This is a genomic window from Pseudomonas sp. LBUM1641 (assembly GCF_059716235.1).
In genome coordinates this window covers 1,444,694-1,470,168 of sequence record NZ_CP166815.1, presented here as the reverse complement: position 1 = coordinate 1,470,168, position 25,475 = coordinate 1,444,694, and the positions used below count along the sequence as shown (strand labels likewise).

Sequence of the window (25,475 nt, the reverse complement as noted above, 5' to 3'; positions counted from 1 at the left end):
CCCGATAATGCGTGCCGCCCGTACCCTAGCTTTGTTTGCCCTGTTGCCCCTGTTCGCCGCCTGCCAGATGTTCGAGAACGAGCCGGCCAAACCCTCTCTCGCCGGGCTGACCCGCATGCAGGGTGAGCTGACGGCGCAGGGTGACAAATTGCTGTTCCAGCCCTGCAACGACAAACGCAACTACGTGGTCAACGACACCGGCGGCACCAGCATCCTGCAGGAAGCCGCCTCCCTGGCCGGCCAGCAAGGCGCGCTGTTTGCCGACTTGCGTGGCAAGTTTTCCGGCGTTGCCAGCGGCACCCAGGGCACCGTAGACCTGCAACAGGTGTACCGCGTCGAGCGCTCGACCTCGGCCTGCGATGACCCGGATTTCAAGCGCATGATCCTGCGGGCCAACGGCCACAAACCGGCCTGGGCGATGAACGTTACCGCCAAGGGCATGGTGCTGGAGCGTGAAGGCCAGCCACCCTTGGCCGTGCCGTATGTGGAAGAACAATCGGGCGACGGACGGTTCAACCTGATGACCGAAGCCAACAACCAGCACATCGAACTCTGGGTGGCCCCGCAACGCTGTGTCGACAGCGCCAGCGGCAGCCTGCAGCACATGTCCGCCGAGCTTCGGGTCAACGGCCAGGTGCAGCGCGGTTGCGCGTCGTTCGGCGGCTCGCGGGACGACTGATTATCCGCTGCGCTGTTTTAACATGACGGGAAACCGCTGTTGGGGCTTATAATCGCCGGTTTGCAAAACAGCCGGCCTCTTTGCCCGCCGCCTACCGGATTCCTGTCATGTTACGAATCACCGAACTCAAGCTGCCCATCGACCATCCCGAAGAAGACCTGCGGCCTGCCATTGTGCAGCGCCTGGGCATCGCCAGTGATGACCTGCTCGATTTCACCCTGTTCAAACGCAGCTACGACGCCCGCAAGAAATCGTCGGAGCTGTGCTTCATCTACACCATCGACCTGGAAGTCAAAGGCGAGGCGGCCCTGCTGCTCAAGTTCGCCGACGACCGCAACGTCAACCCGGCACCGGACATCAGCTACAAGGTCGTGGGCCATGCGCCGGAAGGCCTGACCGAGCGGCCGATCGTCGTCGGTTTTGGCCCGTGCGGGATCTTCGCCGGGCTGTTGCTGGCGCAGATGGGCTTCAAGCCGATCATCCTCGAACGCGGCCGCGAAGTACGCCAGCGCACCAAGGACACCTGGGGCCTGTGGCGCAAAAACGTGCTGAACCCCGAATCCAACGTGCAGTTTGGTGAAGGCGGCGCCGGGACCTTCTCCGACGGCAAGCTCTACAGCCAGATCAAGGACCCGAAATTTCACGGTCGCAAGGTGCTGCACGAGTTCGTCAAAGCCGGTGCGCCGGACGAAATCCTCTACGTCAGCAAGCCGCACATCGGTACCTTCCGCCTGACCGGCGTGGTGGAAAACATGCGCCAGCAGATCATCGCCCTGGGCGGTGAGGTGCGCTTCGAGCAGCGGGTTACCGACGTGCTGATCGAAGACGGCCAGTTGAATGGCGTGGTGGTGGATGGCGGCGAACAGATCCTGTCGAAGCACGTGATCCTGGCCCTCGGCCACAGCGCCCGTGACACCTTCCGCATGCTGCATGGCCGCGGCGTGTACATGGAAGCCAAGCCGTTCTCGGTGGGTTTCCGTATCGAACACCCGCAATCGCTGATCGACGCTGCGCGCCTGGGCAAGTACGCCGGGCACCCGAAACTTGGCGCTGCCGATTACAAACTGGTGCACCACGCGAAGAACGGTCGCTCGGTCTATAGCTTCTGCATGTGCCCGGGCGGTACCGTGGTCGCGGCGACATCCGAGCCGAACCGCGTGGTGACCAACGGCATGAGCCAATACTCGCGCAACGAGCGCAACGCCAACTCCGGGATCGTGGTGGGCATCACCCCGGAAGTGGATTACCCGGGCGGCCCGCTGGCCGGGATCGAGTTGCAGGAGCGCCTGGAATCCCACGCGTTCATCCTCGGTGGCAGCAACTACGAAGCGCCGGCGCAACTGGTGGGCGACTTCATTGCTGGCAAGCCGTCCACCGCCATCGGCACCGTGGAACCGTCCTACAAGCCCGGCGTGGCCTTGGGTGACCTGGCCCTGGCGTTGCCGGACTTTGCCATCGAAGCGATCCGCGAAGCGCTGCCGGCGTTCGAGAAGCAGATCAAGGGCTACTCCCTGCACGATGCGGTGCTGACCGGGATCGAGACCCGCACTTCATCGCCGCTGCGGATTACCCGTAACGACTCGATGCAGAGCCTGAACGTAAAAGGCCTGTTCCCGGCGGGCGAAGGTGCCGGTTATGCCGGTGGGATTTTGTCGGCAGGTGTCGACGGGATTCGGATTGCCGAAGCGTTGGCGCGGGATATGTTGGGTATCGAAGCTTAACCACTGCGCTGAAAACGCAGCAGATCAAATGTGGGAGCGGGCTTGCTCGCGAATGCGGTGGATCAGCCGAATGATGTATTGGCTGACACACCGCATTCGCGAGCAAGCCCGCTCCCACAATGGTTATGCGGTGTTTTAGATATTGGCGCGCAACACGCTATCTGGCAGCGCCTCTCCCCGCTCGACACTCGCCGCAACGGCCGCAATCAAACCCTCCAACGCATACCCCTGCCCTGCCAGCCAAGCCTGATCGTAATAGGTCGTGGCATAGCGCTCCCCACCGTCGCACAAGATCGCCACAATCGAGCCCGACTCTCCCGCCGCTTTCATCTGCTGTGCCGCGATCAACGCGCCGACCAGGTTGGTGCCGCTGGACCCGCCCACTCGCCGCCCCAAACGCTGCGCCAGGTAATGCATGGCCGCCAGGGACAGCGCGTCCGGCACCTTGACCATCGCATCAATCACCTTGGGCAAGAACGACGCCTCAACCCGTGGCCGACCAATACCTTCAATGCGTGAACCACACTCCAGACGCAGGCTGGCATCGCCGCTCAGGTAGTAATCGAAAAACACCGAACGCTCCGCATCCGCGCACAACACCCGGGTGCAGTGCTGGCGATAACGCACATAACGTCCCAACGTCGCCGTGGTGCCACCCGTACCGGGGCTGGAAATCAGCCATCTCGGCTCCGGGTAACGCTCAAAGCGCAGTTGCTGGAAGATCGATTCGGCAATGTTGTTGTTGGCCCGCCAGTCGGTGGCGCGTTCGGCGTAGGTGAACTGGTCCATAAAGTGGCCGCCGCTTTCCTGCGCCAGACGCTCGGATTCGGCGTAGATCTGCGTCGGATCCTGTACCAGATGGCTCTGGCCACCGTAGAACGCGATCTGCGCAATCTTTTCCTGGGAGGTGGTGGCCGGCATCACCGCAATAAACGGCAAGCCCAACAGCCGGGCGAAGTACGCCTCGGAAATCGCCGTGGAGCCGCTGGACGCCTCGATCACCGGAGCGCCAGGTTTGAGCCAGCCATTGCACAACGCATAGAGAAACAACGAACGCGCCAACCGGTGTTTCAGGCTGCCGGTGGGATGGCTGGACTCATCCTTGAAATACAGCTCGATGCCCGACAAACCCGGCAACGGCAAGGGGATAAGGTGGGTGTCGGCGCTGCGTTGGAAGTCCGCTTCAATAATACGAATGGCTTCGCGGGCCCATTGGCGGTTGTCGCTCATGATCGGTTTCTCTAAGGATTTCAGACTTGATCTTAGGATGTTTCCTACACTCCACACAGATACAGTCATGACTCAATTGGACACACACTTTTCGGAGTTTGACGCTCGAGTGATGAGACCGATCACTTATAACAAATAAGAATATAACTTTTGTTTTAACAACTAACGGTACGGGTTAGGGTACCCACCTACTGAACTTTGATGGGAGAGCATCCCTTGCCTCTGCGTAGCACTTTCACCCGTTTCTTCCAGCTGGAAGCCGCCAGCGGTCTGCTCCTGATCGCAGCTGCGGCCTTGGCGCTGATCATCAACAACTCACCGCTGTCACACTTTTACGCGAGTTTTCTCGACGTCCCGGTAGTCGCACAAATTGGCGCACTGAAAATCGCCAAGCCGGCGCTGCTGTGGATCAACGATGGCCTGATGGCCCTGTTCTTCCTGCTGATCGGGCTTGAGGTAAAACGCGAACTGCTCGACGGCCAACTGTCCAAACCCTCGCAAGTGGTGCTACCCGGCGCAGCAGCCATCGGCGGCATGGTCGTGCCGGCGCTGATCTACTGGGCGCTGAACAAGGACAACCCCGCCGCCCTCGGTGGCTGGGCGATCCCCATGGCCACCGACATTGCCTTCGCCCTGGGCGTATTGGCCTTGGTGGGCAAGCGACTGCCGGTGTCGCTGAAGTTGTTCCTGATGACCCTGGCCATCATCGACGACCTTGGCGCGATCATCGTCATTGCCATCTTTTACTCCACCGACCTGTCCGGGGCCTCGTTGGCCGGTGCAGCGGCATGCCTGATCGCGTTGATTGCGATGAACCGGCTCGGTGTGGTCAAGCTGGGGCCCTACATGATTGTCGGGCTGATCCTGTGGGTCTGCGTGCTCAAGAGTGGTGTACACGCCACCCTGGCCGGCGTGACCCTGGCGTTCTGCATCCCGTTGCGCACCAAAAACGCCGAACCTTCGCCGCTGCTGACCCTGGAACATGCACTGCATCCCTGGGTGGCTTACGCGATCCTGCCGCTGTTTGCCTTTGCCAACGCCGGGGTTTCGCTGGCCGGCGTCAACCTGGAAAGCTTCACCCACCACGTACCGATGGGCATCGCCGCCGGCCTGCTGCTGGGCAAGACCATTGGCGTGCTGGGTTTCACCTGGGTCATGGTAAAAACCGGCCTCGCCGCGCTACCCGCTGGCGCCAACTGGGGTCAGGTGTTGGGCGTGGCAATCCTGTGCGGCATCGGCTTCACCATGAGCCTGTTCGTCGGCTCGCTGGCGTTTGTGCCAGGCAGCAGTGAATACGCCGGGATGGACCGGATGGGCATCCTGACCGGGTCGATATTGGCGGCGCTGATCGGGTATGCAGTGACGGCGATGGCGAGTCGTAAGCAGGCAGTCGTTCAGGCGTAATCACTTTTGGAGCCGGCTTGCCGGCTCCACTCTCCTCTCGGCCCATTCGGCGCCATCTCACAGAAGCGCCCTACATCCACCCTCCTCTGCGTGCAATAACGTCGTGCTCCCGACTCTGTCGACGGACGTCGTTATGCAACACGCCAGGAGGGCACGATGGCAAACAACAAGGATATACCCCAAGTCTGGCGATGCTACGGGACCGGCACGGGCGGTTACCGACGGCTCGAGAACATGAACGAGCGCGAGCTGGCTGAGCGTGATGCCAGGCAGCGAGCATATGAAGCCATGCTTGCCCGCCAGGAAGCCTACGAGGCCAGGCGCAAAGTGGAGCGGCCGCCAGCAACATTGCCCATGGCGGGCTGCGTCTTCGCCAAGTCCTGCAACCTGCCGGACGCCCACATCGACTACAACAATCCATCCGGCTATATACCGCTTGACCCCATAGGAGACTATGGCGAGCACGTGCTGCTGGGTGGCCGTGAAACGGACAGTGAGGGGCTGCTGTCACTCAAAAAGATCAGCGGCAGCGCACTCCCGGCTGGGCTAGGGACATTGGCACTGGGTGGCTCAGCGGTTAGTGGCGCCTCCAGCATCGCAGCGAGTGTTGGAACAGCTGGGGCCGGACTGATGCTTGGGGTTGCAGCCCTCGTCTGGCCCTCCAGCCTGGGCGATAGTGCGCTTTACAGCGACCGTCAACTGCGCTCAATGCCACGGGCACGCACCCGAGCCCGCCTGCATATCGAGCAACTTGCTGACGGCACGCTCAAGGGATACGCCTTCTACACCGGGAAAAATCGCGACTGGGAAATGGTTGATGTCGTGCAGTTTGGCCAGCGCGGCACGCAGCAGGTCGCGGACTTGGGCGACGGCGTCGAGCTGATCTGGACGCCTGCTGTCGACCCCGCTGACACCCTCGGCATTCCTGCGTTGGAGGCTGCACCGCAGGCGCCGCAAATCTGGGTGTATCCGCCAACCGAGAAGGCCGACAACATCATCGTTGATCCGATCTATCCGCCGGAATACAGGGATTTTATTCTGGTGTTCCCGGCGGGTTCGGGTATTCGACCTCTGTATATCGTCGTAAGCCTGAGGTATGAGGACGCCCCCTATCACGGAAAAAAAGATAACGCTGTCAAAAGCAGAAAGCCGACTAACGGCCTGGATGCGCTTAATAACTCGGTAGAGCTGAATCCGCCAAACTCACGTAGACGTATAGGGATTGACCCACACACAAAAGAGTTTGTAGTGATCGATCGCACCTCAGAAGGCGTTTACCACGGTCATGTGAGACTGTGGAGTGAGCTAAGACAAGAGATGAAAAATGCTTTAATAAAAGCGAACAAAACAGATCGAAAAGGAAAGATTCTGGGAGCCGAAAAATGAGTTTGCGCTATCACGACCCGTCTTTAAGTCAGGATGAAGCTATAAGCTTTATAGCCACTAATGACCTGAGCAAGGTCACAGAAGCCCTAATATCCATAGGCCTTAACGAGACAGATGCTATCTGGGCACAAGAAACCTGTCTCAAGTACGCAAACAATGACAACGAGGACATCGCGTCGGCTGCCATCATTGCGATAGGCCACATTGCGCGCCGTTTCGGTGAGTTGGATATGGCGAAGGTTACGCCCGTGCTGCAGCAGGCAAAAAGAAAATCTCCTTCTCTGAGTGGGGTCGTACAAGACGCACTTGACGATATTCAGATGTTCACCTGACGTCCCGGATTTTCTCCAACAAAAAACCCCAACCGGTCACCCGGTTGGGGTTTTTCTTTTCCTGCAACCTTACCCTTAGCGAGTAACGCGGCTGGTTCCGTTCACGGTCATGATGCGAACGCGGTCACCGATGCGGAAGATTTCGTTCTCTTCAACCGCCTGGACGTAGGCGCGCATGCTGCCATCATCTTCACGGACGGTGATTTCAACACCCTGGGTGCGGGTCAGGCCTTCTTCGGTGGCCGAGCCCAGCAGGCCGCCGGCGACTGCGCCGATAACGGCGGTCACGATGCTGCCACGGCCGCCGCCGATGGCGCTGCCGCCAACGCCGCCGATGACTGCACCCGCAGCGCCGCCGATTGGGGTCTTGGTGCCTTCGATTTTCACCGGACGCAGGGATTCGATGGTGCCCATGCGAACAGTCTGTACACGACGGGCTTCGTCACGGGAGTACGAGTCGCCGGTCAGACTCGAGGCGCAGCCACCCAGCAGCAGCGACAGGGTGGTAAAGCAGGCAACTAGTAAAACGGACTTACGCATAGCATCAACTCCAAAGGACAGGTATCCATTAAACCGCTGTGGCTTGCCGCCTGTCACGGCATGCCGGGCAGAAAATTGTTTTCATTCAGCCTTAGTACAGAGAACCTGTACCGAAAAACTCGACGAACGGTAGCAATCCCACCTCCCTCAGGATCTTGATGGACGCTTTCATCATTGTAGCCAACGGCGGCATAACGCGGCGCAACGCTACCCATCCAAGGCCTCTGACTAGAGACTTCGGCGTGCAGCGCTACATTCAGGCGAGGTGACGAAAGGTGGGCTCAGGGCGCCAGCCGCTCACGGGTCCAGTCGGCACCCTGCAAGCGGTAGTTCAGGCGGTCATGCAAACGACTCGCGCGGCCTTGCCAGAACTCGATGCGCTCCGGCAGCAGGCGATAACCACCCCAGTGCTCGGGGCAGTCAGGCTGGGTATCGCTGAAGCGTTGTTCGGTGGCCTTGAGCAGGTCCTGCAACTCTTCGCGGTCCCTGATGACCCGGCTTTGCGGTGAAGCCCAGGCTCCCAGGCGGCTGCCCAGAGGGCGGACCTGGAAGTAAGCGTCCGACTCCTCGGGAGTGACCTTCACCACCCGACCTTCGATGCGCACCTGGCGCTCCAGGGTCGGCCAGAAGAAGGTCATGGCAGCAAACGGCCGCGCCGCGAGCTGTTCGCCCTTGGCACTCTGATAATTGGTGAAGAAGGTAAAGCCCTGTGTGTCCAGGCCCTTGAGCAGCAGGATCCGGCAGTGCGGGCGACCGTCCTGGTCGACCGTTGCCAGGGTCATGGCATTGGCCTCCACCGGCGGCTGCTCGGTTTTCACCGCATCCGCAAACCACTGGTGGAACAAGCCAAACGGTTCGTCCGGGGCCTGGGCCTCGCTCAAACCGTCCCGTGTGTAGTCACGGCGCATATCGGCCAGTGCCTGGGTCATGCGGCTTTATCCTTCTTGCTCAAATAATCAGTTTTTTGCCTGGTCGTTGGTAGCGGCTGGGGCAGCGGCCTTGGCAGGTGCTGGCTTTTTAGCGGCAGGCTTGGCCGGGGCCTTTTTGGCAGCCGGCTTGGCGGCAGCCTTCTTGGCGACGGTTTTTTTCGCCGGAGCAGCAGCTTTTTTGACCGGAGCAGCGGCGGGAGCAGGAACGTCCTGCACAGCAACCATTTCAGCCTTCGGCGGGTTGCCCGAGTTGTACTTGCTCAGCAAGGCCAGCATGGTGGTGCGCTGGGTGAACAGGATTTCCATACGACGGTTCAGGGCACGGCCCTGGGTGCTGTCGTTGGCGGCACGTGGCATCAGGTCGCCCATGCCACGCAGCATCAGGCGGTCCTGCTTCAGGCCGCTGAGGCTGAAGATCGAGGCGATGGACTGCGCGCGCTCTTTGGTCAGGGCCTGGCTCACCGGCTCGGCACCCGAGGTATCGACGTGGCCCAGGACCAGTACGGCGGTCTTCGGATCGCCTTCAACAGCCTTGGCAACGCGGGTGAATGGACCCAGGGTCACCGGCAACAACATCGCCGGGCGTTTCGGGTTGTAGGAGCCGTCAACCGGGGCAATCACGACCAATACGTTGTCGCGACGTTCCAGTTGCAGGTTGCTGTCCTTGATCGCGAGGCGCAGGCGCGGCTCGTAGTCGTCCAGCCAGGCCTGGGTGATTTTTGGATCAGGCATTGGAATGTTGGCAACGTCGACCTTGGCCAATGGCTTTGGCTTGCTTTCGAACGGCCACCACCATTTGGTATCGGTATCTGTCTTGGCAACGGCAGGTGCGGCAGCCGGTGCAGCAGTGGGTGCGCCGGAGGCAGGCGTTGCAGCCTTGAGGTCGGCCTTCAGGTCAGCCTTGGCATCGTCGGTTTTCGACGAGAACGGCCACCAGCTGGAGCCAGTATCCGCCTTGGCAACCGGTGCAGGTGCTGCAGCGGCAGGTGCAACCGGCGCAGGCGCCTTGGCAGCAACGGCCGGTTTGGCATCCGGCTTGGTGTCGGTTTGGCTCACTGCGTCCTTGGTAGCAGCCTTATCAGAGCCAAATGACCACCAATGCCCACCTTCGGCATCATTTTGTGGGGTTTGTGCACAGCCAGTAATAGTGAGGCATAGCGCCAGTGCCAAGGACTTGTTCGATAACATGAGATATCCACAAAATGAGAAAAAACCAGGGGCCTGAATGACCCGTTAAACAGACGCTTCTGGAACATTAAAGTTACAACATTTCGCCTAGCGTCTTTTTGTATGTGCCTTTGTAACAAAAAAACGCAAGACAGCAAGCTATTTACAGACAACCGGCCAATATTCTTACCAACTTTTGCGCCCGCGGGTCCATAAGTACATAAGGCCCCAATGTATTGGTCACAAAACCAAAGGCTACATCATGTTCCGGGTCGGCAAACCCAACCGAGCCACCTGCCCCCGGATGCCCAAAGGCCCGTGGGCCAAGGCCGAACGTAGCGTTTGCCACTTGCGGTTGATCCAACATGCAGCCCAGCCCAAACCGGGTTTGTGTCAATAAGGTTTTATCCGGGCCGATACTGTGTTCCCGGGTCAACTCTTCAAGCATGTCGGCTTCCAGCAAACTACCGTCGAGCAGCCCACTATAAAAACCCGCCAGACTTCGTGCATTACCGTGACCATTTGCCGCTGGCTGCTGCATACGCCGCCATTCGGGTTTATTAGTGCTGGTCAGAATAGACGGTGGATTGGTAAATGCACGGGTAGTCATCGCCATTGGCTCGCGCATCGTTACTTGAAGTAAACGCTGTGCCGCCTCATCGCCTACATTGCCCTTGCCTCGAGCTATATGGGCAACCCGATGGAATTCTTCGTCTGCCAGACCCACATGAAAGTCCAGGCCCAATGGCCGTGCGACCCGGGCCACGATGGACTCGCCGGGCCCACGACCGTCGGCGCGACGGAGCAGTTCGCCCACCAGCCAGCCGTAGGTGATCGCCGCATAGCCATGGCCTTCCCCGAGCTTCCACCACGGCGCTTCGGCCGCGAGGGCGTCGACCATCATCTGCCAGTCGTACAGCGCTTCGGCGGGCAGCGTCTCACGCAGGGCCGGCAAACCGGCCTGGTGGCAGAGCAGATGGCGCAGGGTGATGGCTTCTTTACCGGCTGCAGCGAATTCCGGCCAGTATTTGGCGACCGGTGCATCTAGCTGCAACTTGCCTTCGGCCACCAGTTGCAGCGCCGTGACAGCTGTAAAGGTCTTGGTGCAGGAGAACAGGTTGGCGATGGTGTCGCTGTGCCAGACCTCGGCACCGTCCTTGTCGGCGGTACCGGCCCACAGATCGACGACGGTTTCGCCGCCAATCTGGATGCACAGCGCGGCGCCACGCGCCTGGGGGTCGTCGAACAGCGCGGCGAAGGCTTCACGCACCGCTTCGAATTGAAGCTCGTAATGACCCTGAATCTGCACCTAAGCCCCCTCGGAAAAGTACTACAAAAAGTGGCCGACATTGTTCCAGTCATTGAGTGATTTGTGAACCCGCACTCATCGATATGGCGCCATCAATGGCCCTTGCCGGAATGCCCGCCGGAATGCCCTGCACCCGGCCCTGCGGCATTGCCGTCACGCCCCGGTTTACCGCCTTCTGCGGTGTGAACCGCAGCAGCCGCCTTGGCCTTCTCGGCCTCTTTGCCCAGTTGATCGACCGCCGCCAGGTTACTTTTACGCACACTCTCGACAAAGCCCTGGAACGGCACATCGGTGATGCCTACCAGGCCGAAGTGGCCGTTTTCGCCGTCCAGCAGACGACCGGTGACCGGCTGGTCCAGATACTGGAACCAATGCACGCCAACAATCGACGGCTCGGCCATGGCCTGCTTGAGGAAGTTGGCGTAGGCAGTCCCGCGATCCTCTTCCCTGGCCAACTGCGTCACGCCACCCCAGAACGGGCCACGGTCTGCCGAGCCGAAGTTGAACTCGGTGATCAGCACCGGCTTGTCCAACGCCCGCAAGGCCGCGAAGTCGTAACCATCCTGCGGCTTGAGGGTGTACATGTTGAAACTCAGCACATCGCAATACTGCGCGCAGGACGCCACCGATTCCGGGGTGCTGACCGCATAACGGCCGCCCAGTAACAGCTGGTTGGGCGCATGCCATTTCAGCGCATCGGAGATGGTCTTGAAGTAGGCATCGGCAAAGGTCTTCTGGAAGTATTTGAAGTCCGCTTCAATTTCCGGGTGCTCAGGGTTTGGCATGGGCGGCACGAATCCCGGGTCTTCCATCAGCTCCCAGGCGGGCAGTTCGATGCCCCAGGCCTTGGACAGACCGTCCTGGTTGCGGTACTTGTCGCGCAATTGCTTGAGGAACGCGCGCTTGGCCGGCACGTCGGTGGTCATGCGCAGGGTGCCGTAGGCCAGGGCGTAACGGGATTTTGGATCATCACCGGGACCGGCCCAGGCCAGTTCGTTGTCGGCAAAGAAGCCGATCAGCCATGGGTCGTCACGATGGTCACGGGCGGCAATCGCCACCGCACGCTCGGTGGCCATGGCGAAGCGCGGGTCGAACGGGTCGGGCATCCCGCCCCACCAATCGGTTCCGGTGCTGATGCTCGCGTAATCGCCGACGATCGACAGGGGCAAGGTGTAAGGCACGCGGTCGGCGGTGGCCAGCTGCGGCGCGCTCCAGTTGCCGACGGTGTTGAAACCCCAGGCTTTAAGACGGTCGAGGGTGTGGCTGACCCAGCGTTTCTGGTCGAAACCTTCCGGCGCGCAAGGTGCAGGCGGCACACAAGGCAGGCCATAGGTACGTTGCAGGTTGGCGCCATAGAAGTCGTACCAGCGGCCGACATTAAAGCTGCGCCCCTGATCCGCGCCATTGCCGCTGCGGCTGTCGCTGCTTCCATAGTATTTGTCGAAAGGTTCGCCGGCCTTGGGCAGCGCGGCGAACATCCATTCGCGGCCCGCAACGTAGGTCTGGCTGTTGTCCGGCGCTACGGTGTTGACGCCCAGGGAGTAGAACGGATGGCCTTCCGGTGTCACCAGGTACCAGTGCCCGTCGCGCTTCTCGGTGCGGAAGAAGCCGCTGGCGTCAAAGGCCGGGCCCTTGTTCCAGCCGCCGTACTTGTCCAGGGACGCCTTATCGCGCTCGGCCAGCCAGCCCTTGAGCTGTTGCTGCTCCTTGACCGCTGCGGCCCGCAACTGCTCGTCGCTGCTGACTTTCTCCGGCCACCTGGCGCGGGTGGACTGCCCGTAAGTGTCCACCAGATCACTGTAGGTGGCCTTGAGCACCGGCTCGACGTCTTGCACGCCAAAGCGCTCCAGCAGGATGCTTTGAGCGACATTGGGCTTGATCATCGACAGGGTCACCGACACGATCTGGCTGCGGTCGATCTCCCCTTCGCTGCTGGCCAGCAATACACGCTGGCCATCGACGGTGATCGGCATCGGCGGGCCGGCTTTCATGCCCTGGCTCAGCGGCGAGTTGGCTTGCAGCGGAATCAACAACGTCTGCGCCGGGCCTGCCGGCAGGTCGATACGGCTGAACAGCGTCCGACCATCATTGCTCTGCACCTTGACGTACAGGGTCAGCGCCCAGTCCATTGCGCTTTGAATGCGCAGGCTCATGGCGCCGGATTGCGACCAGTCCCAGGCACCGGTCTGCGGGCTGAGCACCAGGCTCGGTTCGGCCGCCGGGTTGAACGTGATACGGCGCAGCACTTCGCCTTCAGGGGTTTGTTCGGCGTTGTATTGCGGCAGGCTGGCGTCCTGGGTCGCCACCTTGACCACATCGGCGGGCCGTACAAAGTTGAACAGGGTTTGTTGCCCGGCAGGCGCAGCCAGCAATGGCGCGGCAAACAACAAGGCAAAAACAGCGGGCAGCGTGCGAATCATGTGAACAAGGTTCTCCCAAACGGCCGGTGACTGGCCTGATGACGTGAAGCAATGGTGAGATAGACCACGAAGTGGGCGAATTCGCCCACAGGGTCTTAAGAAATTTCCCGCCGAAACGGCGGCAAAGCATTCAGGATAGCTTTACCGTAGCGCTGGGTGACCAGACGCCGGTCAAGCAAAGTGATGGTGCCGCGGTCTTCTTCGGTACGCAGCAGGCGCCCGCAGGCCTGGACCAGCTTCAAGGAGGCGTCCGGCACCGAGATTTCCATGAACGGATTTCCGCCCCGGGCCTCGATCCATTCGGCCAGTGCGGCCTCCACCGGATCATCCGGCACCGAGAACGGGATCTTGGCGATCACCACGTGCTCGCAGTAGGCGCCAGGCAAATCCACACCCTCGGCGAAACTCGCCAGGCCGAACAGCACGCTGGAATCGCCGCCATCCACCCGCGCCTTGTGCTTGTTCAGGGTTTCCTGTTTCGACAGGTTGCCCTGGATAAACACCTGCTTGCGCCAGTCACGGTCGAGGCCGTCGAACACGTCCTGCATCTGTTTGCGGGACGAGAACAGCACCAGCGTGCCCCGTGAACCTTCCACCAACGACGGCAGGTCACGAATGATCGCCGCCGTATGGGCCGGCGCATCCCGTGGGTCGGCCTTGAGGTCCGGCACCCGCAACACACCGGCGTCGGCGTGATGGAACGGGCTCGGCACCACGGCGGTGACGGCCTTTTTCGGCAAGCCGGCGCGCATGCGGAAGCGGTCGAAGGTGCCCAGGGCCGTCAGCGTAGCCGAGGTGACCAAGGTGCCGTAGGCCACATTCCACAGGTTACGTCGGAGCATTTCTGCGGCCAGGATCGGGCTGGCATTGACCTCGATATCAAACAACGCACCGCTTTCCGACAAGGTCAGCCAACGGGCCATAGGCGGGTTGTCTTCCGGGTCTTCGACAGTAAACGCGGTCCACAACTCCCAGTTGCCCTGGGCGCGGGACAGCAGGCTGCCAAACAGCGGGTACCATTCTTCGGCCTGGTTGCTGGCGATGCCGATGTTGACCTCGCCATCCATGCCTTCCTTGAGCAAATCGGTGAGGCGGGTGAACAGGTCGGTCAGGCGTGAAAAGCCCTTCTTCAGTTCGATACCCATTTCCCGCATGTGCTCGGGGATCAGCCCACCGACGAAGCGATGGCGCGGCCGTTCACGACCTTCCACGTCTTCGCCGGGCTTGAAGTCTGCCACCTGCTCGCAGGCGCTGAACATGAATTGCTGCTGGGTCTTGATCTCCCGCGCCAGCTCCGGGACTTGCTCGATCAGTTTGCCCAGGTCGCCGGGCAACGGATGCTGGGCAAGCAACTTGGTGAGGTTCTTGGCGGTGGTTTCCAGCCAGTCGGCCGTGGAACGCAGGCGCGTGTAGTGGGCAAAGTGACCGATGGCCTTGTCGGGCAGGTGATGGCCTTCGTCGAACACGTAGAGCGTGTCACGCGGGTCGGGCAATACGGCGCCGCCGCCAAGAGCCAGGTCGGCGAGGACCATGTCATGGTTGGTGACAATAACGTCAACCTTGCCCATCCCTTCGCGGGCCTTGTAGAAGGCGCACTGGCCGAAGTTGGGGCAATGACGGTTGGTGCACTGGCTGTGGTCGGTGGTCAGGCGCGCCCAGTCGGCGTCCTCCAGGGCATTCGGCCAGCTGTCGCGATCGCCGTCCCATTTATTGCCGGCGAGTTTCTCGATCATGCTGGTAAACAGCTTCTGACTGACCTCATCGACTTCGATCTTGAAGCCTTCCTCTTCGAACAGCGAGGCCGTAGCAGTTTGCGCGTGGCCTTCCTGCAACAATACGTCGAGCTTGGACAGGCACATGTAGCGCCCACGGCCTTTGGCCAGGGCGAAGGTGAAATTCAGGCCGCTGTTGCGCATCAGGTCGGGCAGGTCTTTGTAGACAATCTGCTCTTGCAGGGCGACGGTGGCCGTGGCAATCACCAGGCGCTTGCCGGCGGCCTTGGCGGTGGGAATCGCCGCAATGCAATAGGCCACGGTTTTGCCGGTACCTGTACCGGCTTCGACGGCGACCACTGCCGGGTCGCCACTGCGCCGGCCTTCGTCGTCGGTGTCGATATCCCCGAGGACCTTGGCAACTTCGGCGATCATCAGGCGCTGGCCGTACCGCGGTTTCAAGCTCTTGGCTTCGAGAAAACGCGAGTAGGCGCCCTGGATCGTGGTTTTGAGTTCAGTGCTGATCATGGATAGTCGGGCGCAAAAAACGCTGGATAAATTTTCAGTGGTTCGGATCGGCCGCTATCATACCCCGCTAATTAATCCCGCGCAGAACGGAGTACCCCAATGACCGTGTTTAGCCTTGCTTATACCCTGCATGTACTGGCCGCCCTGATATGGGTCGGCGGTATGTTTTTCGCCTGGATGATCCTGCGCCCCGCCGCCATGGCCGCGCTGGACGGGCCTGCCCGGCTGAAACTCTGGATGAATGTGTTTCAACGTTTTTTCGTGTGGGTGTGGGTCGCGGTGCTGGTATTGCCGATCAGCGGTGTCGGCCTGCTGCAACTGCGCTTCAGCGGGTTTGAGACCGCGCCGCGTTATGTGCAGGTCATGATGGGGTTGTATGTGGTGATGACCGCGCTGTTTATCCGGATTCAGGCACTGAAGTTGCCGGAGCTGCGCACGGCGGTGGCGGCTGAGGATTGGCCGGCCGGGGCTGCGGCGTTGGGGCAGATTCGTAAATTGGTGGGGATTAACTTGATTGTGGGGTTGGTGCTGGTGGCGATTGCTTCGGCACGGCCGATGTTCTAAGGCGCCCCGTATACCGCTTTCGCGAGCAAGCCCGCTCCCACATTTGACCGCGTTTACCCTATGGGAATGCGGTCAAGTGTGGGAGCGGGCTTGCTCGCGAAGGCGTCAGGCCAGTCGCCTCAGAGCCTCTGAACGGTCACAGCACCCGCAGGCCCCGCTGGCCCCGGCTGCCCTTCCAACCCGGCCCGGCCTTTCTCGCCGCCGTCCGCGCGGTACACCAGGCAACCCTTGGACTGCCCGCCTTTACCCGGTTTGCCCGCCGTGCCTGCCAAACCGCCGGCACCGCCGTCCACCCAGACTTTGATCTTCTCGCCGGGGAAATCCTGCGGCAACTCCACACGGACCTGTGCGCCCGCCGCGCCCGGCAGACCGTCGCCGCCGTTATCGCCATTGGAACCGCGACCGGCCGAGCCCCAGGTGCAGCCCGGGTCTTCGCCGTTGGCACCGTCCAGCCCGGCATACCCCTGGGCACCTGCACCACCGCGGGCATCCACCGACAGTTCATCAGCCGTCAGCGAGTTAATCCGCAAGACCAAGTCACGACCCGCCTTAGCCGGGCGTTCATGGGTACCGGGAGCACCGCGCGAGGTGATCTGGCTACCATGCCCCAGCTGCGCCTGGCGCACCTGCAATTGCAGGGTGGTGCTGCCGGGCACGATGGCGATGCGCGCGTCGCGGCCCAGGTGCAATTCGTCCACCGTCACCTGGGTGATATTGGCGGGAATCAGCAAGGTGCCGTAATCCGCTACATCCAGTCGCTCCAACTGCAAAATGCCGCTGCTGTTGGGCAGGCGCATCAACGAGTTGGTCTCCACGCTGACGCTCTGGGCCAGGGCAATGGGGCTGACCAGCAGGGCCAACAGAAAAACCTTACGCATGATTGGCCTCCTTGTTTACATCATTAGTCGGTGTCGGCGTCGAAAAGCTCTGCACATGGAACATACCCACCAGCAGGATCTGCAAGCGGTCACGCCAGGGATGGGCACGGGTTTTCACACTGCCGTTGAATAACAGCAGTTCCAGAATATGGGTCAACAACAATAAGCTGCCGGCCAGATTGACCAACAGGTGGAACGGATTGATCAGCGGTGTGAACAGATTGACCACCACCACGACCCAGAACAACAACGTCAAAAACTTCCCAAGCCCCCAAAACACCTTCATCCCGCACGCTCCCCTTGCACATTATTCTTTGGGCGCACAGTAACGACTTCTACAGGCGTTGTGCCAGTGAAGGATTAAAAAATTGATGAAGGGGCCCCTGTGGATTCCACAGGGGCCGTGAGGGTTGGTCAGCGGTTGATCTGAATTTCCACGCGGCGGTTTAGCGCGCGGCCGTCAGCGGTTTTGTTATCGGCCACCGGAAGGCTTTCGCCGGCGCCGGTCACCGAGACAAAGCTGCTGCGCGGTATTCCGGAACTGACCAAGTAGTCGGTTACCGAATGAGCGCGTCGTTCAGAGAGTTTCTGGTTGTAGGCATCTTTACCGACGCTGTCGGTATGCCCGCTGACGCGCAGTTGCGCACTTGGGGCTTCTTGTTTCAGGCGGGTGACAATGGTGTCGAGTTTGGTTTTGTCGGCGGCCGTCAGCCTGGCGGAGTCGAACTCAAAGTGCACGTCACGAATCACAATGGTTTCTTCCTTGACCACCACCACCTCTTCTTGAACTACCGCTACCGGCACCGGAGGGCAGCCATTGGCGTCGACTTGCACGCCTTTTGGCGTGCCAGGGCACTTGTCGCGGCTGTCCGGTACGCCGTCGCCGTCTTCATCACCATCGCCATGCACCCAGCAATAGGCGCCGGCCATGCCGCCGATCAACAACGCGCCGTAGCCCGCATAGGAAGAGCTTTGGGTTGCACCAATAGCCGCGCCGGTCACGCCGCCGACCGCGGCGCAGGTGGGCCAGTCGGTTTTTTGCAAGCCTGCGCAACCTGTCAATACTCCGGTTAGCAGAACCAAGGGTAGAGCTGTCCGCATGATGCTCATCTGACTTTCTCCTGAGGGGATCGGCGGGGGCCGACGGGTGGAGTAAAGACGGCTCTTTTCATCTGCGCCAGCGTGCCACACCCCAGTATTCATTGGGCCGGGCGGTTTATTCTCGCCGCCCGCTCTAGGCCCGCACGCTCAGGCAGGCTAGTCTCTACGGTCCTGATGTGAGGATCTTCGATGACTGCCGGTATTTCTTCCCGTACACCCCAGCAAGCGCTCGCCGCGCTGCTTGATCTTCACGCGCCCAAACGCCTGCTGTTATTGGGCGCCAGCCAGTTCCCGGCGCTGGACGCCTTTAAGCAAGCACACCCGGATACCGTGGTGTCCTTCGCCGAGCCCGGCCCCTTGCCCGCCGAGCTCGCGGCCCAGCGTTTTGACCTCGCGCTGGTGGTCGATTGCCTGGAGCACCTGTCAAAACCTGCGGGCCTGACCCTGCTGGGGGGCATTCGTAACCTCAATGCCAGCCGCATTGCGGTGCTGGTGGACCTGGCCGCCTGCCACTGGAAAGACACCGACTTCTTTTCCCTGGCCCTGCAAGCCAGCGAACGCTTCCAGCGCGACGATCAGGTTTTGACGCTGTTTACCTATGATCTGCTTGACTATAAACAGGTGCCGGATTGGCTGAACGCCCGCTTCTGGGCCAACCCGCAAAACTTTGGAAAGTATTGGTGGTAACCCGATGAGTACATCCATTTGCCCCTGCGGCAGTGGCAACCTGCTGGATGCCTGCTGCGGTCATTATCACGCAGGCCACCCGGCCCCCTGCGCCGAAGCGTTGATGCGTTCGCGCTACAGCGCCTATGTGCTGGGCCTGGTGGACTACCTGGTAGCAACCACCGTGCCTGCGCAACAAGCCGGGCTGGACACGGCCGCCATCGGCGCCTGGAGCGCCCAAAGCACCTGGCTGGGCCTTGCGGTGGAAAGCTCCGAGGTGTTTGGCGGCCAGCCGGAACATGCCTTCGTGACTTTTACCGCCCGCTGGCATGACAGCACTGGCGAACACAGCCACCGGGAGCGTTCCTCTTTCGTACAGAACAATGAGCACTGGTACTTTATCGACCCGACGGTGGACGTTAAGGCTGGGCGCAATGACGCCTGCTTATGCGGCAGCGGGCAGAAATTCAAGAAGTGCTGCGCCAGCTACCTCTGACATTCATTGATACCCGGCAGGCTCTCGCTTGCTATGCTGACTCTTCACACGGAGTAACGGCATGGTTTCTCAGGCACGGGTATTCAGGACTTACAGCCTTCTGCTGGCATTGATGCTAGGGCTCTCCGGCTGCGCGTCGTGGTTCGCCGACGACGCGCCCGCCCCCGAGGTGCGGCTGGTCAAGGTCGACCCCGTGCGAGTCAAGTTGCTGGAGCAGAAGTTCAAGCTGTATTTCCGTGTGGATAACCGCGATGACAACGACCTGACCGTGCGCGGCCTGGTTTACAAGGTCAGCCTCGGCACGATGGTGCTGAGCGAAGGCGAGTCCAACGAGTGGCTGACCGTACCGCCCCACAGCCACGCTTTTTTCCGGGTATCGGTGCGCACTAACCTGTGGCCACAAATCCGCGATGTGGTCGATATGCTGAAAAACCCGCGCGACCCCGTGCCCTATCGCCTTGAAGGCGAGTTGAAAACCGGTTTATTTATCGGGAACGACGTGCAGGTGATGCGCAATGGCGAGATAATCCCCGGCGATTTTATTCCGGAGCGACATCGATGACTCAGCAACCCCATGTCCATGGTCCTGACTGCAACCACGATCACGATCACCATGATCACGACCACGGCCATGTCCACGGCCCGAACTGCGGCCACGCTCACCAGGAGCCGGTGCGCAATACTTTGAAGGACGTGGGTCGTAACGATCCTTGCCCGTGCGGCAGCGAAAAGAAATTCAAGAAGTGCCACGGAGCCTGAGTTAAGAAACCCGACTCTCGAAACACTGCACATCCAAATGTGGGAGCGGGCTTGCTCGCGAAAGCGCAGTGTCAGTCAACCTATCTGTTACTGATACACCGCTTTCGCGAGCAAGCCCGCTCCCACATTTAGCCTGCATTTCTAGGCTAGGATTTGCGCTGAAACTGCAACACCACCTGCAATCCCCCACCTTCCCGATTGCTCAAGCTCAACTGCCCGTCATGGGCACTGGCAATCGTGTGCGCGATGCTCAGCCCCAGTCCGTACCCGCCGGTTTCCACATTACGTGAGCCTTCCACCCGGTAAAACGGCTCCATCACCTGATCCAGCTGTTCCTGGGGAATCCCCGGCCCACGGTCGATGACGACAACCTTCAAGCTGTCCGCCCTGTCCTCAACCCGCACCACCACCTCGCTGCCATACCGCACCGCGTTCTCCAGCAGGTTCTGCACGCACCGCTTGAGACTGCGGGCATACCCCGGCAGTGGCTGCTTGGCCCGCCCTTCTATCGTGACCGTCTCACCCACATCCTGCAGATCCGCCTGCAAGCTCTGCAGCAAGGCGTTGATGTCGATGTTCTGGCGCTTCTCGTTGATTTCGCCGCTGCTGACAAAATCCAGCGTGCTGGAAACCATGTGCTCCATTTCTTCCAGGTCGCTGCGAAAACGCTCCTTGGTGCGATTGTCGTCAAGCATTTCCGTACGCAACCGCAGGCGTGTGATGGGTGAACGCAGGTCGTGGGAAATCGCCGCAAGGAAGCGCGTACGTTCGGCGATATTGGCGATCAGCCGCTGTTGCATGGCGTTGAACGCCTGGGCGGCGCGGCGTACTTCGGTGGGCCCATCGACGGCCAGCGGCGGCCGTTGAATGTCCCGGCCCAACGCTTCGGCAGCCTTGGCCAGGGCATTGAGCGGGCGAATGGCTAAACGAACCGCCACCAAGGCAATGATCACCAGCACCAGCACCCGCAGCAGATAAATGCGCATCACGTAGTCGAACAACAGGTCCATCGGCGAGGTGCTGGTCCAGCCCTGTTCCTCGGTGGCCTGCACCTGCAGCCAGCGCCCGTCCGGCAAACTCAGGTCAATCAGGAACTGCCCCACCACTGGCTTGGAACCGAGCAAGGTCGACAGCCCGGCGTGTTGGCCCTCGGCATCCAGCAACTTGAGACTCAACAGATGCAGGTTCTGCGTGTAGCCGGTTTTCTCCGACAGCACTGTATTCAGCAAGCGTTCGGTGGCCTGGTCGCTGTCGCTGATGCTGCTTGTCACCTCACTGGCGTGATCACTCAGGGTCAGGTGAAAGCGCGGCGTATCGAGCAGCTTGATCAGCCCATCAGCCTGCGCCGGATCGCTGTGCACCAGCCGTACCACGTCCGCCAGCCGCGTGGCGATCAGCCGACTGGGGATTTCCAGGACCTGGCCGTGGCGCATGTCGTACCAGATGCTGCTGGTCAGGGCCTGGGCCGCGAGCATGCCGCTGACCAGAATCAGCACCAGCCGGCCAAACAGCGAACGCGGCAGCAGTTTCACGATTGCAGTGCCACGTCGTCGGCGGTGAGCATGTAGCCCTCGTTGCGCACGGTCTTGATCAACCCGGCCGGCAATTGCGAACGCAGGCGGCTGACGCACACATCAATCGAGCGGTCGAACGGCGTGCTGTCCTTGTCGAACACATGGTTAAGCAAAAAGTCGCGGCTCAGTGGCCGGTTGGGATGCTGCAACAACAGGCGCAGCACGCGGTAATCGGAGTTGCCGAGGCTGACCACCACGCCTTCCGGCGAGAGCAATTGCCGCGCCCGGGTGTCCAGTTGCCAGCCAGCGAAGCTGATGCTTGGCGCCTCGTCCAGCCGCGCCCGGTCTGGAAAACTCTGCACCCGACGCAGCACCACCTTGATCCGCACCAGCAGCTCCCGTGGGTCGAATGGCTTGGGCAAATAATCATCGGCGCCGATTTCCAGGCCGACGATCCGGTCAATCAGCGTGCCCTTGGCGGTGAGCATGATCACCGGCGTGTTGGAGCTGACTCGCAGTTCGCGGCACAGGCTCAGGCCGTCTTCGCCGGGCAGCATCACGTCGAGCACGATCAGGTCGATGACATTCAGCGCGAGGCGGCGGCGCATTTCCTTGCCGTCGCCGGCAGTGGACACCTGGAAGCCGGCATCACTCAGGTAATCGCACAACAACTGGCGGATTTGCGGGTCGTCATCAACGATCAGCAGATGGTCTTGCTTGGCCATGGGGCAACTCGTCCGAAACTCGAAAGGCAGGAGATAGCCGAAACGTCAGCCAGGAGTACGCGCAAATGTAATGGAATGTTGTGGGAAGCGGTAATCGCGCATCCCCATTACAAAGCCACGGCGTGGCGGCCGGTATCGGTCTTTAGACTACCGAATCTAAATGAGATTAATTGTAATTTAACTCAAGAACAGCCTTCACCTGGAGTTCCCGCCATGCTGAAACCCCGCAACTTCCTCACGCTGGGCGCGCTGTTTGTCGTGCTGATCCTTGGCCACGCCGAAACGGCCGCCGCCCATGAAGTCACCGACGTGCTGGGCCGCAAGGTCGACGTGCCGGATCACGTGCAACGCGTGGTACTCGGCGAAGGCCGCTTGATTTCGGCCTTTGCGTTGCTGGACAAAGACGCGCCGTTCCAACGAATTGTGGGCTGGCAGAATGATCTGAAGCTGCTCGACGCCCACACCTACAACGCCTACCTGGCGAAATTTCCGACGGTGAAGGACATCCCGCTGATTGGTCAGGCGTCGGAACAAAGCGTCAGCGCCGAAGAAATCCTCTCGCTGAAACCGGACCTCGCCGTGTTCAGCATTTCCGGCCACGGGCCGACCGAACACAGCCCGGTGGCGGACGTGTTGGCCAAGGCAGGGATCGCGGTGTTGTTCGTCGACTTCCGCATCAACCCGGTGCAAGGCACCCACGCCAGCATGACCGCCTTGGGCCAGGCTCTCGGCCGGGAAACCCAGGCCAAGGCGTTCCTCGACTTTTATGACCAGCACATCAAGGTGATCACAGACGCCGTCGCCACCTTGCCGGCCGGCCCGCGTCCGAGCGTGTTCCTGGAATTGCTGGCTGGCGCCTGGCAGGCACCCGGCCACACCACCGGCAAGAGCGGCATGGGCGAAGTGATCAAGCTGGTGGGCGGCCGCAACATCGCCGCCGACGTGGTGCCGGGAGCGCTGGGGGACATCAGTGTCGAGTACGCGCTGAAGGCTGACCCGGATGTGTATGTGGCCACCGGCAATCACAAGCCGGGGTTGATTCTGGGTGCTGGCGTGAGCGACGAAGACGCACGTGGCGCGTTTGACGCCGTGCTGGCCCGCCCTGAGTTTGTGAACCTTCGGGCGATTCGTGAGGGCAATTCCCACGGCTTGTGGCATGACTTCTACAACTCGCCGTACAACCTCCTGGCGATTGAAGCGTTGGCCAAGTGGGTGCATCCGGAGTTGTTCGCGAAGCTGGATCCGAAGGCGACCATGGAAGCGATGAACCAGCAGTTCCTCGGCATGCCGTTGCAGGGTGCTTACTGGATTGATGGCAAACCCAAGTAATCCTCCTGTAGGAACACGGTAAGTGTGGGAGCGGGCTTGCTCGCGAATGCGGTGTACCCGTCAGCGAATATGTCGACTGATACACCGCATTCGCGAGCAAGTCGAATCGTCGCACCGCCGCTCCCACATTTTGATCTCCATCGTTTTCGAGATTGTGTAATCCAATGACCACTCAAACCCTCGACCTCGCCACCGCCAGCCAAGGCTATCGCCGCCTGCTCGCGCGTCGTTGCTGGCTGCTGGCCCTGCTGGGTGGCGCGCTGATTTGCGCGATCCTCGTGGACCTGGCCAGCGGCCCCTCGGGCATGGGCCTTGGCGCCTTGCTCGATGGCTTATTGCACCCGGCCCACCTGAGCGCTACCGACCAGGTGATTATCTGGAACGTACGCCTGCCCTACGCCTTGATGGCGGTATTGGTCGGCTGCGCGCTGTCGCTGGCGGGCGCCGAGATGCAGGCGATCCTCAACAATCCGCTGGCCAGTCCGTTCACCCTGGGGGTTTCCTCGGCGGCGGCGTTGGGCGCGTCCCTGGTGATTGTGTTTCCAGTGACAACGCTGTGGGTGTCGGCCAATACGGCGATTTCCATCTCGGCGTTTGTGTTCGCCGCCGCCTCGGTCTTTTTGCTGCAAGCCATGTCACGTCTGCGGGGCGCCGGGGTGGAAAGCCTGGTGCTGTTCGGGATTGCCCTGGTGTTCAGTTGCAACGCGGTGGTCGCGCTGTTGCAACTGGTCGCCACCGAGGACGTGCTGCAACAACTGGTGTTCTGGACCCTGGGCAGCGTGACCCGGGCCAACTGGGACAAGCTCGGCATCCTCGCGTTGGTGGTCGCGGTGGTCATGCCCTTCTCCTTCGCTGCTGCCCCGCGCCTGACCTTGCTGCGCATGGGCGAAGACCGCGCACAGAGCTTTGGTGTCGACGTGAAACGCCTGCGGTTTTTCTCGTTGCTGCGCATCAGCCTGCTGTCGGCCACCGCCGTGGCGTTTGTGGGAACCATCGGATTTATCGGGCTGGTAGGTCCGCATATCGCGCGGATCCTGGTGGGTGAAGACCAACGCTTCCTGCTGCCGGCCAGCGCGCTTGTCGGTGCTTTGCTGCTGTCACTGTCGTCCATCGCCAGCAAGCTGATCATGCCCGGCGTGATCGTGCCGGTGGGCATCGTCACCGCACTGGTGGGCGTGCCGATTTTCGTGTTGCTGGTGTTCAAGCGCGGGAGGCAGTTATGAGTACGGGATTGTCGATTCAGAACGCCCACGTCAGTTATGGCCGGCGCCAGATTGTGCATGACCTGAGTTTGCCGCCCTTGGCCTACGGCAGTTTGACCGCGTTGATCGGACCGAACGGTGCGGGCAAGTCAACGTTGCTGCGAGCGGTGGCCGGGCTGGAAAAGATGCAGGGCGTTGTCAGATTGGGTGACCTGGACCTGACGAAAATGTCCGTCGGCGAGCGTGCCCGACGCGTGACCTACATGCCGCAAAACCTGCCACCAGGGTTGAGCCTGAGCGTGATGGAAAGCGTAATCGTGGCGTTGCGAGTGGCGAATGTCGATGGCATCCCGCTTTCAAGCGACGCATGCATGCGCGAGGCCTTTGATGCGCTGCAAAGGATTGGCATCGCTCATCTGGCGGATCAGCTATTGAGCACGTTATCCGGCGGTCAGCGGCAACTGGTCAGCCTGGCGCAACTGATTGCGCGCCGACCACAGGTGATGCTGCTGGATGAGCCCACCAGTGCGCTGGATTTGAGCTACCAGTTAAAAGTCATGGACTGCGTGCGCGGCCTGGTACGGGAACACAACCTGATCGCCGTGGTGGTGCTGCACGACATCAACCTCGCCGCGCGTTATGCCGACCATATCGCGGTGCTGCGACAAGGCCGGTTGCATGCCTGTGGCCCGGCGGACGAAGTGCTGGATGCGGCGCTGTTTGCCGAAGTCTATGGCGTGCAGGTCCGCATTGAGCGGTGTTCGCAGCAGACGTTGCAGGTGTTGGTGGACGGCGCCGTAGCCTGACCCCCCGGTAGCAGCTGTCGAGCCTCAGCGAGGCTGCGTTGGCCGCACCGCAGCTATCAGGCCTGGCACTGCACCGAA

Annotated in this window: 25 protein-coding genes; 13 read left to right on the top strand and 12 right to left on the bottom strand. The window is 61.0% G+C overall.

From position 1 onward, the window contains the following. Positions 1-7: 7 nt before the first annotated feature. Both ACA046_RS06630 and ACA046_RS06625 read left to right on the top strand, forming a co-directional pair. Entirely contained in the window at positions 8-679 is a 672-nt protein-coding gene (locus tag ACA046_RS06630; protein WP_459026558.1) for a COG3650 family protein, read from the top strand. Between the two features lie 107 nt (positions 680-786). Beyond that, on the top strand, positions 787-2,400 hold the full coding sequence (locus ACA046_RS06625) for an NAD(P)/FAD-dependent oxidoreductase (protein WP_497676140.1): 1,614 nt from the start codon (positions 787-789) through the stop codon (positions 2,398-2,400). Between the two features lie 135 nt (positions 2,401-2,535). Here the strand turns inward: ACA046_RS06625 and ACA046_RS06620 are convergent, their stop codons facing one another. Continuing rightward, the gene (locus ACA046_RS06620; RefSeq protein WP_497677049.1) at positions 2,536-3,633 is read right to left on the bottom strand and encodes a PLP-dependent cysteine synthase family protein; all 1,098 of its coding nucleotides are present in this window, start codon (positions 3,631-3,633) and stop codon (positions 2,536-2,538) included. 213 nt (positions 3,634-3,846) lie between these two features. Here ACA046_RS06620 and nhaA point away from each other — a divergent pair, with 213 nt between their 5' ends. From nhaA to ACA046_RS06605, 3 genes are all read left to right on the top strand, one after another. Continuing rightward, positions 3,847-5,034 carry a Na+/H+ antiporter NhaA gene (gene nhaA, locus ACA046_RS06615; RefSeq protein WP_497676139.1) on the top strand — a complete coding sequence of 396 codons (1,188 nt, stop codon included), beginning with the start codon at positions 3,847-3,849 and terminating at the stop codon, positions 5,032-5,034. A 156-nt stretch (positions 5,035-5,190) separates the two neighbouring features. Then, positions 5,191-6,420 carry an S-type pyocin domain-containing protein gene (locus tag ACA046_RS06610; protein WP_497676138.1) on the top strand — a complete coding sequence of 410 codons (1,230 nt, stop codon included), beginning with the start codon at positions 5,191-5,193 and terminating at the stop codon, positions 6,418-6,420. Then, positions 6,417-6,752 carry a hypothetical protein gene (locus ACA046_RS06605; protein ID WP_497676137.1) on the top strand — a complete coding sequence of 112 codons (336 nt, stop codon included), beginning with the start codon at positions 6,417-6,419 and terminating at the stop codon, positions 6,750-6,752. The genes ACA046_RS06610 and ACA046_RS06605 overlap by 4 nt, the downstream gene beginning before the upstream one ends. 75 nt (positions 6,753-6,827) lie before the next feature. On the opposite strand, the gene ACA046_RS06600 is transcribed toward ACA046_RS06605, so the two are convergent. The 6 genes from ACA046_RS06600 to dinG form a co-directional block, all read right to left on the bottom strand. Next, on the bottom strand, positions 6,828-7,292 hold the full coding sequence (locus ACA046_RS06600) for an outer membrane lipoprotein (RefSeq protein ID WP_056857494.1): 465 nt from the start codon (positions 7,290-7,292) through the stop codon (positions 6,828-6,830). 281 nt (positions 7,293-7,573) lie between these two features. Then, positions 7,574-8,221 carry a pyridoxamine 5'-phosphate oxidase gene (gene pdxH, locus ACA046_RS06595; protein ID WP_497676136.1) on the bottom strand — a complete coding sequence of 216 codons (648 nt, stop codon included), beginning with the start codon at positions 8,219-8,221 and terminating at the stop codon, positions 7,574-7,576. Positions 8,222-8,248: 27 nt separating this feature from the next. Beyond that, the gene (locus ACA046_RS06590) at positions 8,249-9,409 is read right to left on the bottom strand and encodes an OmpA family protein (RefSeq protein ID WP_497676135.1); all 1,161 of its coding nucleotides are present in this window, start codon (positions 9,407-9,409) and stop codon (positions 8,249-8,251) included. Positions 9,410-9,551: 142 nt separating this feature from the next. After that, positions 9,552-10,697: a serine hydrolase domain-containing protein gene (locus ACA046_RS06585; RefSeq protein WP_497676134.1), complete on the bottom strand. Its 1,146-nt coding sequence runs from the start codon at positions 10,695-10,697 to the stop codon at positions 9,552-9,554. Positions 10,698-10,789: 92 nt separating this feature from the next. Continuing rightward, positions 10,790-13,117, bottom strand: coding sequence for a beta-galactosidase (locus ACA046_RS06580; RefSeq protein WP_497676133.1), 2,328 nt, complete (start codon positions 13,115-13,117; stop codon positions 10,790-10,792). A 95-nt stretch (positions 13,118-13,212) separates the two neighbouring features. Beyond that, positions 13,213-15,357, bottom strand: coding sequence for an ATP-dependent DNA helicase DinG (gene dinG / locus ACA046_RS06575; RefSeq protein WP_076016588.1), 2,145 nt, complete (start codon positions 15,355-15,357; stop codon positions 13,213-13,215). A gap of 99 nt (positions 15,358-15,456) precedes the next feature. Between dinG and ACA046_RS06570 the strand changes: the two genes are divergently transcribed. Then, positions 15,457-15,921 (top strand): CopD family protein, encoded by a 465-nt coding sequence (locus ACA046_RS06570; protein WP_497676132.1) that lies wholly within the window; start codon positions 15,457-15,459, stop codon positions 15,919-15,921. A gap of 119 nt (positions 15,922-16,040) precedes the next feature. Here ACA046_RS06570 and ACA046_RS06565 read toward each other — a convergent pair whose 3' ends face one another. The 3 genes from ACA046_RS06565 to ACA046_RS06555 form a co-directional block, all read right to left on the bottom strand. Further along, positions 16,041-16,799, bottom strand: coding sequence for a collagen-like protein (locus ACA046_RS06565; protein WP_497676131.1), 759 nt, complete (start codon positions 16,797-16,799; stop codon positions 16,041-16,043). Further along, positions 16,792-17,085, bottom strand: coding sequence for a DUF1145 domain-containing protein (locus ACA046_RS06560; RefSeq protein WP_258344038.1), 294 nt, complete (start codon positions 17,083-17,085; stop codon positions 16,792-16,794). Before ACA046_RS06560 ends, ACA046_RS06565 begins: the two co-directional genes overlap by 8 nt. Positions 17,086-17,213: 128 nt before the next feature. Beyond that, complete coding sequence (locus tag ACA046_RS06555; RefSeq protein WP_497676130.1) at positions 17,214-17,909, bottom strand: PA1041 family peptidoglycan-binding anchor lipoprotein; 696 nt, start codon at positions 17,907-17,909, stop codon at positions 17,214-17,216. A 180-nt stretch (positions 17,910-18,089) separates the two neighbouring features. Here ACA046_RS06555 and ACA046_RS06550 point away from each other — a divergent pair, with 180 nt between their 5' ends. From ACA046_RS06550 to ACA046_RS06535, 4 genes are all read left to right on the top strand, one after another. Then, the gene (locus tag ACA046_RS06550; RefSeq protein WP_076016583.1) at positions 18,090-18,587 is read left to right on the top strand and encodes a DUF6231 family protein; all 498 of its coding nucleotides are present in this window, start codon (positions 18,090-18,092) and stop codon (positions 18,585-18,587) included. A 4-nt stretch (positions 18,588-18,591) separates the two neighbouring features. Next, positions 18,592-19,062 carry a YchJ family protein gene (locus ACA046_RS06545; RefSeq protein WP_076016582.1) on the top strand — a complete coding sequence of 157 codons (471 nt, stop codon included), beginning with the start codon at positions 18,592-18,594 and terminating at the stop codon, positions 19,060-19,062. Between the two features lie 61 nt (positions 19,063-19,123). Continuing rightward, positions 19,124-19,624 carry an LEA/WHy family protein gene (locus ACA046_RS06540; protein ID WP_497676129.1) on the top strand — a complete coding sequence of 167 codons (501 nt, stop codon included), beginning with the start codon at positions 19,124-19,126 and terminating at the stop codon, positions 19,622-19,624. Next, entirely contained in the window at positions 19,621-19,821 is a 201-nt protein-coding gene (locus tag ACA046_RS06535; protein WP_003213695.1) for an SEC-C metal-binding domain-containing protein, read from the top strand. The genes ACA046_RS06540 and ACA046_RS06535 overlap by 4 nt, the downstream gene beginning before the upstream one ends. A gap of 146 nt (positions 19,822-19,967) precedes the next feature. Here ACA046_RS06535 and ACA046_RS06530 read toward each other — a convergent pair whose 3' ends face one another. Further along, positions 19,968-21,353 carry an ATP-binding protein gene (locus ACA046_RS06530; RefSeq protein ID WP_497676128.1) on the bottom strand — a complete coding sequence of 462 codons (1,386 nt, stop codon included), beginning with the start codon at positions 21,351-21,353 and terminating at the stop codon, positions 19,968-19,970. Further along, positions 21,350-22,060 carry a response regulator gene (locus ACA046_RS06525; RefSeq protein ID WP_017479384.1) on the bottom strand — a complete coding sequence of 237 codons (711 nt, stop codon included), beginning with the start codon at positions 22,058-22,060 and terminating at the stop codon, positions 21,350-21,352. Before ACA046_RS06525 ends, ACA046_RS06530 begins: the two co-directional genes overlap by 4 nt. Positions 22,061-22,273: 213 nt before the next feature. Between ACA046_RS06525 and ACA046_RS06520 the strand changes: the two genes are divergently transcribed. From ACA046_RS06520 to ACA046_RS06510, 3 genes are all read left to right on the top strand, one after another. Then, positions 22,274-23,389: an ABC transporter substrate-binding protein gene (locus ACA046_RS06520; RefSeq protein WP_497676127.1), complete on the top strand. Its 1,116-nt coding sequence runs from the start codon at positions 22,274-22,276 to the stop codon at positions 23,387-23,389. Between the two features lie 164 nt (positions 23,390-23,553). Beyond that, entirely contained in the window at positions 23,554-24,612 is a 1,059-nt protein-coding gene (locus ACA046_RS06515; RefSeq protein ID WP_459026525.1) for a FecCD family ABC transporter permease, read from the top strand. After that, positions 24,609-25,397, top strand: coding sequence for an ABC transporter ATP-binding protein (locus ACA046_RS06510; RefSeq protein WP_497676126.1), 789 nt, complete (start codon positions 24,609-24,611; stop codon positions 25,395-25,397). Before ACA046_RS06515 ends, ACA046_RS06510 begins: the two co-directional genes overlap by 4 nt. The last annotated feature ends 78 nt before the right edge of the window (positions 25,398-25,475 follow it).

What these genes read in the sequence shown, in the direction of transcription:
- ACA046_RS06630 (WP_459026558.1), top strand. Translation starts at nt 8, where the DNA reads ATGCGTGCCGCCCGTACCCTAGCTTTGTTTGCCCTGTTGCCCCTGTTC.
- ACA046_RS06625 (WP_497676140.1), top strand. Translation starts at nt 787, where the DNA reads ATGTTACGAATCACCGAACTCAAGCTGCCCATCGACCATCCCGAAGAA.
- ACA046_RS06610 (WP_497676138.1), top strand. Translation starts at nt 5,191, where the DNA reads ATGGCAAACAACAAGGATATACCCCAAGTCTGGCGATGCTACGGGACC.
- ACA046_RS06605 (WP_497676137.1), top strand. Translation starts at nt 6,417, where the DNA reads ATGAGTTTGCGCTATCACGACCCGTCTTTAAGTCAGGATGAAGCTATA.
- ACA046_RS06600 (WP_056857494.1), bottom strand. Translation starts at nt 7,292, where the DNA reads ATGCGTAAGTCCGTTTTACTAGTTGCCTGCTTTACCACCCTGTCGCTG.
- pdxH (WP_497676136.1), bottom strand. Translation starts at nt 8,221, where the DNA reads ATGACCCAGGCACTGGCCGATATGCGCCGTGACTACACACGGGACGGT.
- ACA046_RS06590 (WP_497676135.1), bottom strand. Translation starts at nt 9,409, where the DNA reads ATGTTATCGAACAAGTCCTTGGCACTGGCGCTATGCCTCACTATTACT.
- ACA046_RS06580 (WP_497676133.1), bottom strand. Translation starts at nt 13,117, where the DNA reads ATGATTCGCACGCTGCCCGCTGTTTTTGCCTTGTTGTTTGCCGCGCCA.
- dinG (WP_076016588.1), bottom strand. Translation starts at nt 15,357, where the DNA reads ATGATCAGCACTGAACTCAAAACCACGATCCAGGGCGCCTACTCGCGT.
- ACA046_RS06570 (WP_497676132.1), top strand. Translation starts at nt 15,457, where the DNA reads ATGACCGTGTTTAGCCTTGCTTATACCCTGCATGTACTGGCCGCCCTG.
- ACA046_RS06565 (WP_497676131.1), bottom strand. Translation starts at nt 16,799, where the DNA reads ATGCGTAAGGTTTTTCTGTTGGCCCTGCTGGTCAGCCCCATTGCCCTG.
- ACA046_RS06560 (WP_258344038.1), bottom strand. Translation starts at nt 17,085, where the DNA reads ATGAAGGTGTTTTGGGGGCTTGGGAAGTTTTTGACGTTGTTGTTCTGG.
- ACA046_RS06555 (WP_497676130.1), bottom strand. Translation starts at nt 17,909, where the DNA reads ATGAGCATCATGCGGACAGCTCTACCCTTGGTTCTGCTAACCGGAGTA.
- ACA046_RS06550 (WP_076016583.1), top strand. Translation starts at nt 18,090, where the DNA reads ATGACTGCCGGTATTTCTTCCCGTACACCCCAGCAAGCGCTCGCCGCG.
- ACA046_RS06545 (WP_076016582.1), top strand. Translation starts at nt 18,592, where the DNA reads ATGAGTACATCCATTTGCCCCTGCGGCAGTGGCAACCTGCTGGATGCC.
- ACA046_RS06540 (WP_497676129.1), top strand. Translation starts at nt 19,124, where the DNA reads ATGGTTTCTCAGGCACGGGTATTCAGGACTTACAGCCTTCTGCTGGCA.
- ACA046_RS06535 (WP_003213695.1), top strand. Translation starts at nt 19,621, where the DNA reads ATGACTCAGCAACCCCATGTCCATGGTCCTGACTGCAACCACGATCAC.
- ACA046_RS06525 (WP_017479384.1), bottom strand. Translation starts at nt 22,060, where the DNA reads ATGGCCAAGCAAGACCATCTGCTGATCGTTGATGACGACCCGCAAATC.
- ACA046_RS06520 (WP_497676127.1), top strand. Translation starts at nt 22,274, where the DNA reads ATGCTGAAACCCCGCAACTTCCTCACGCTGGGCGCGCTGTTTGTCGTG.
- ACA046_RS06515 (WP_459026525.1), top strand. Translation starts at nt 23,554, where the DNA reads ATGACCACTCAAACCCTCGACCTCGCCACCGCCAGCCAAGGCTATCGC.
- ACA046_RS06510 (WP_497676126.1), top strand. Translation starts at nt 24,609, where the DNA reads ATGAGTACGGGATTGTCGATTCAGAACGCCCACGTCAGTTATGGCCGG.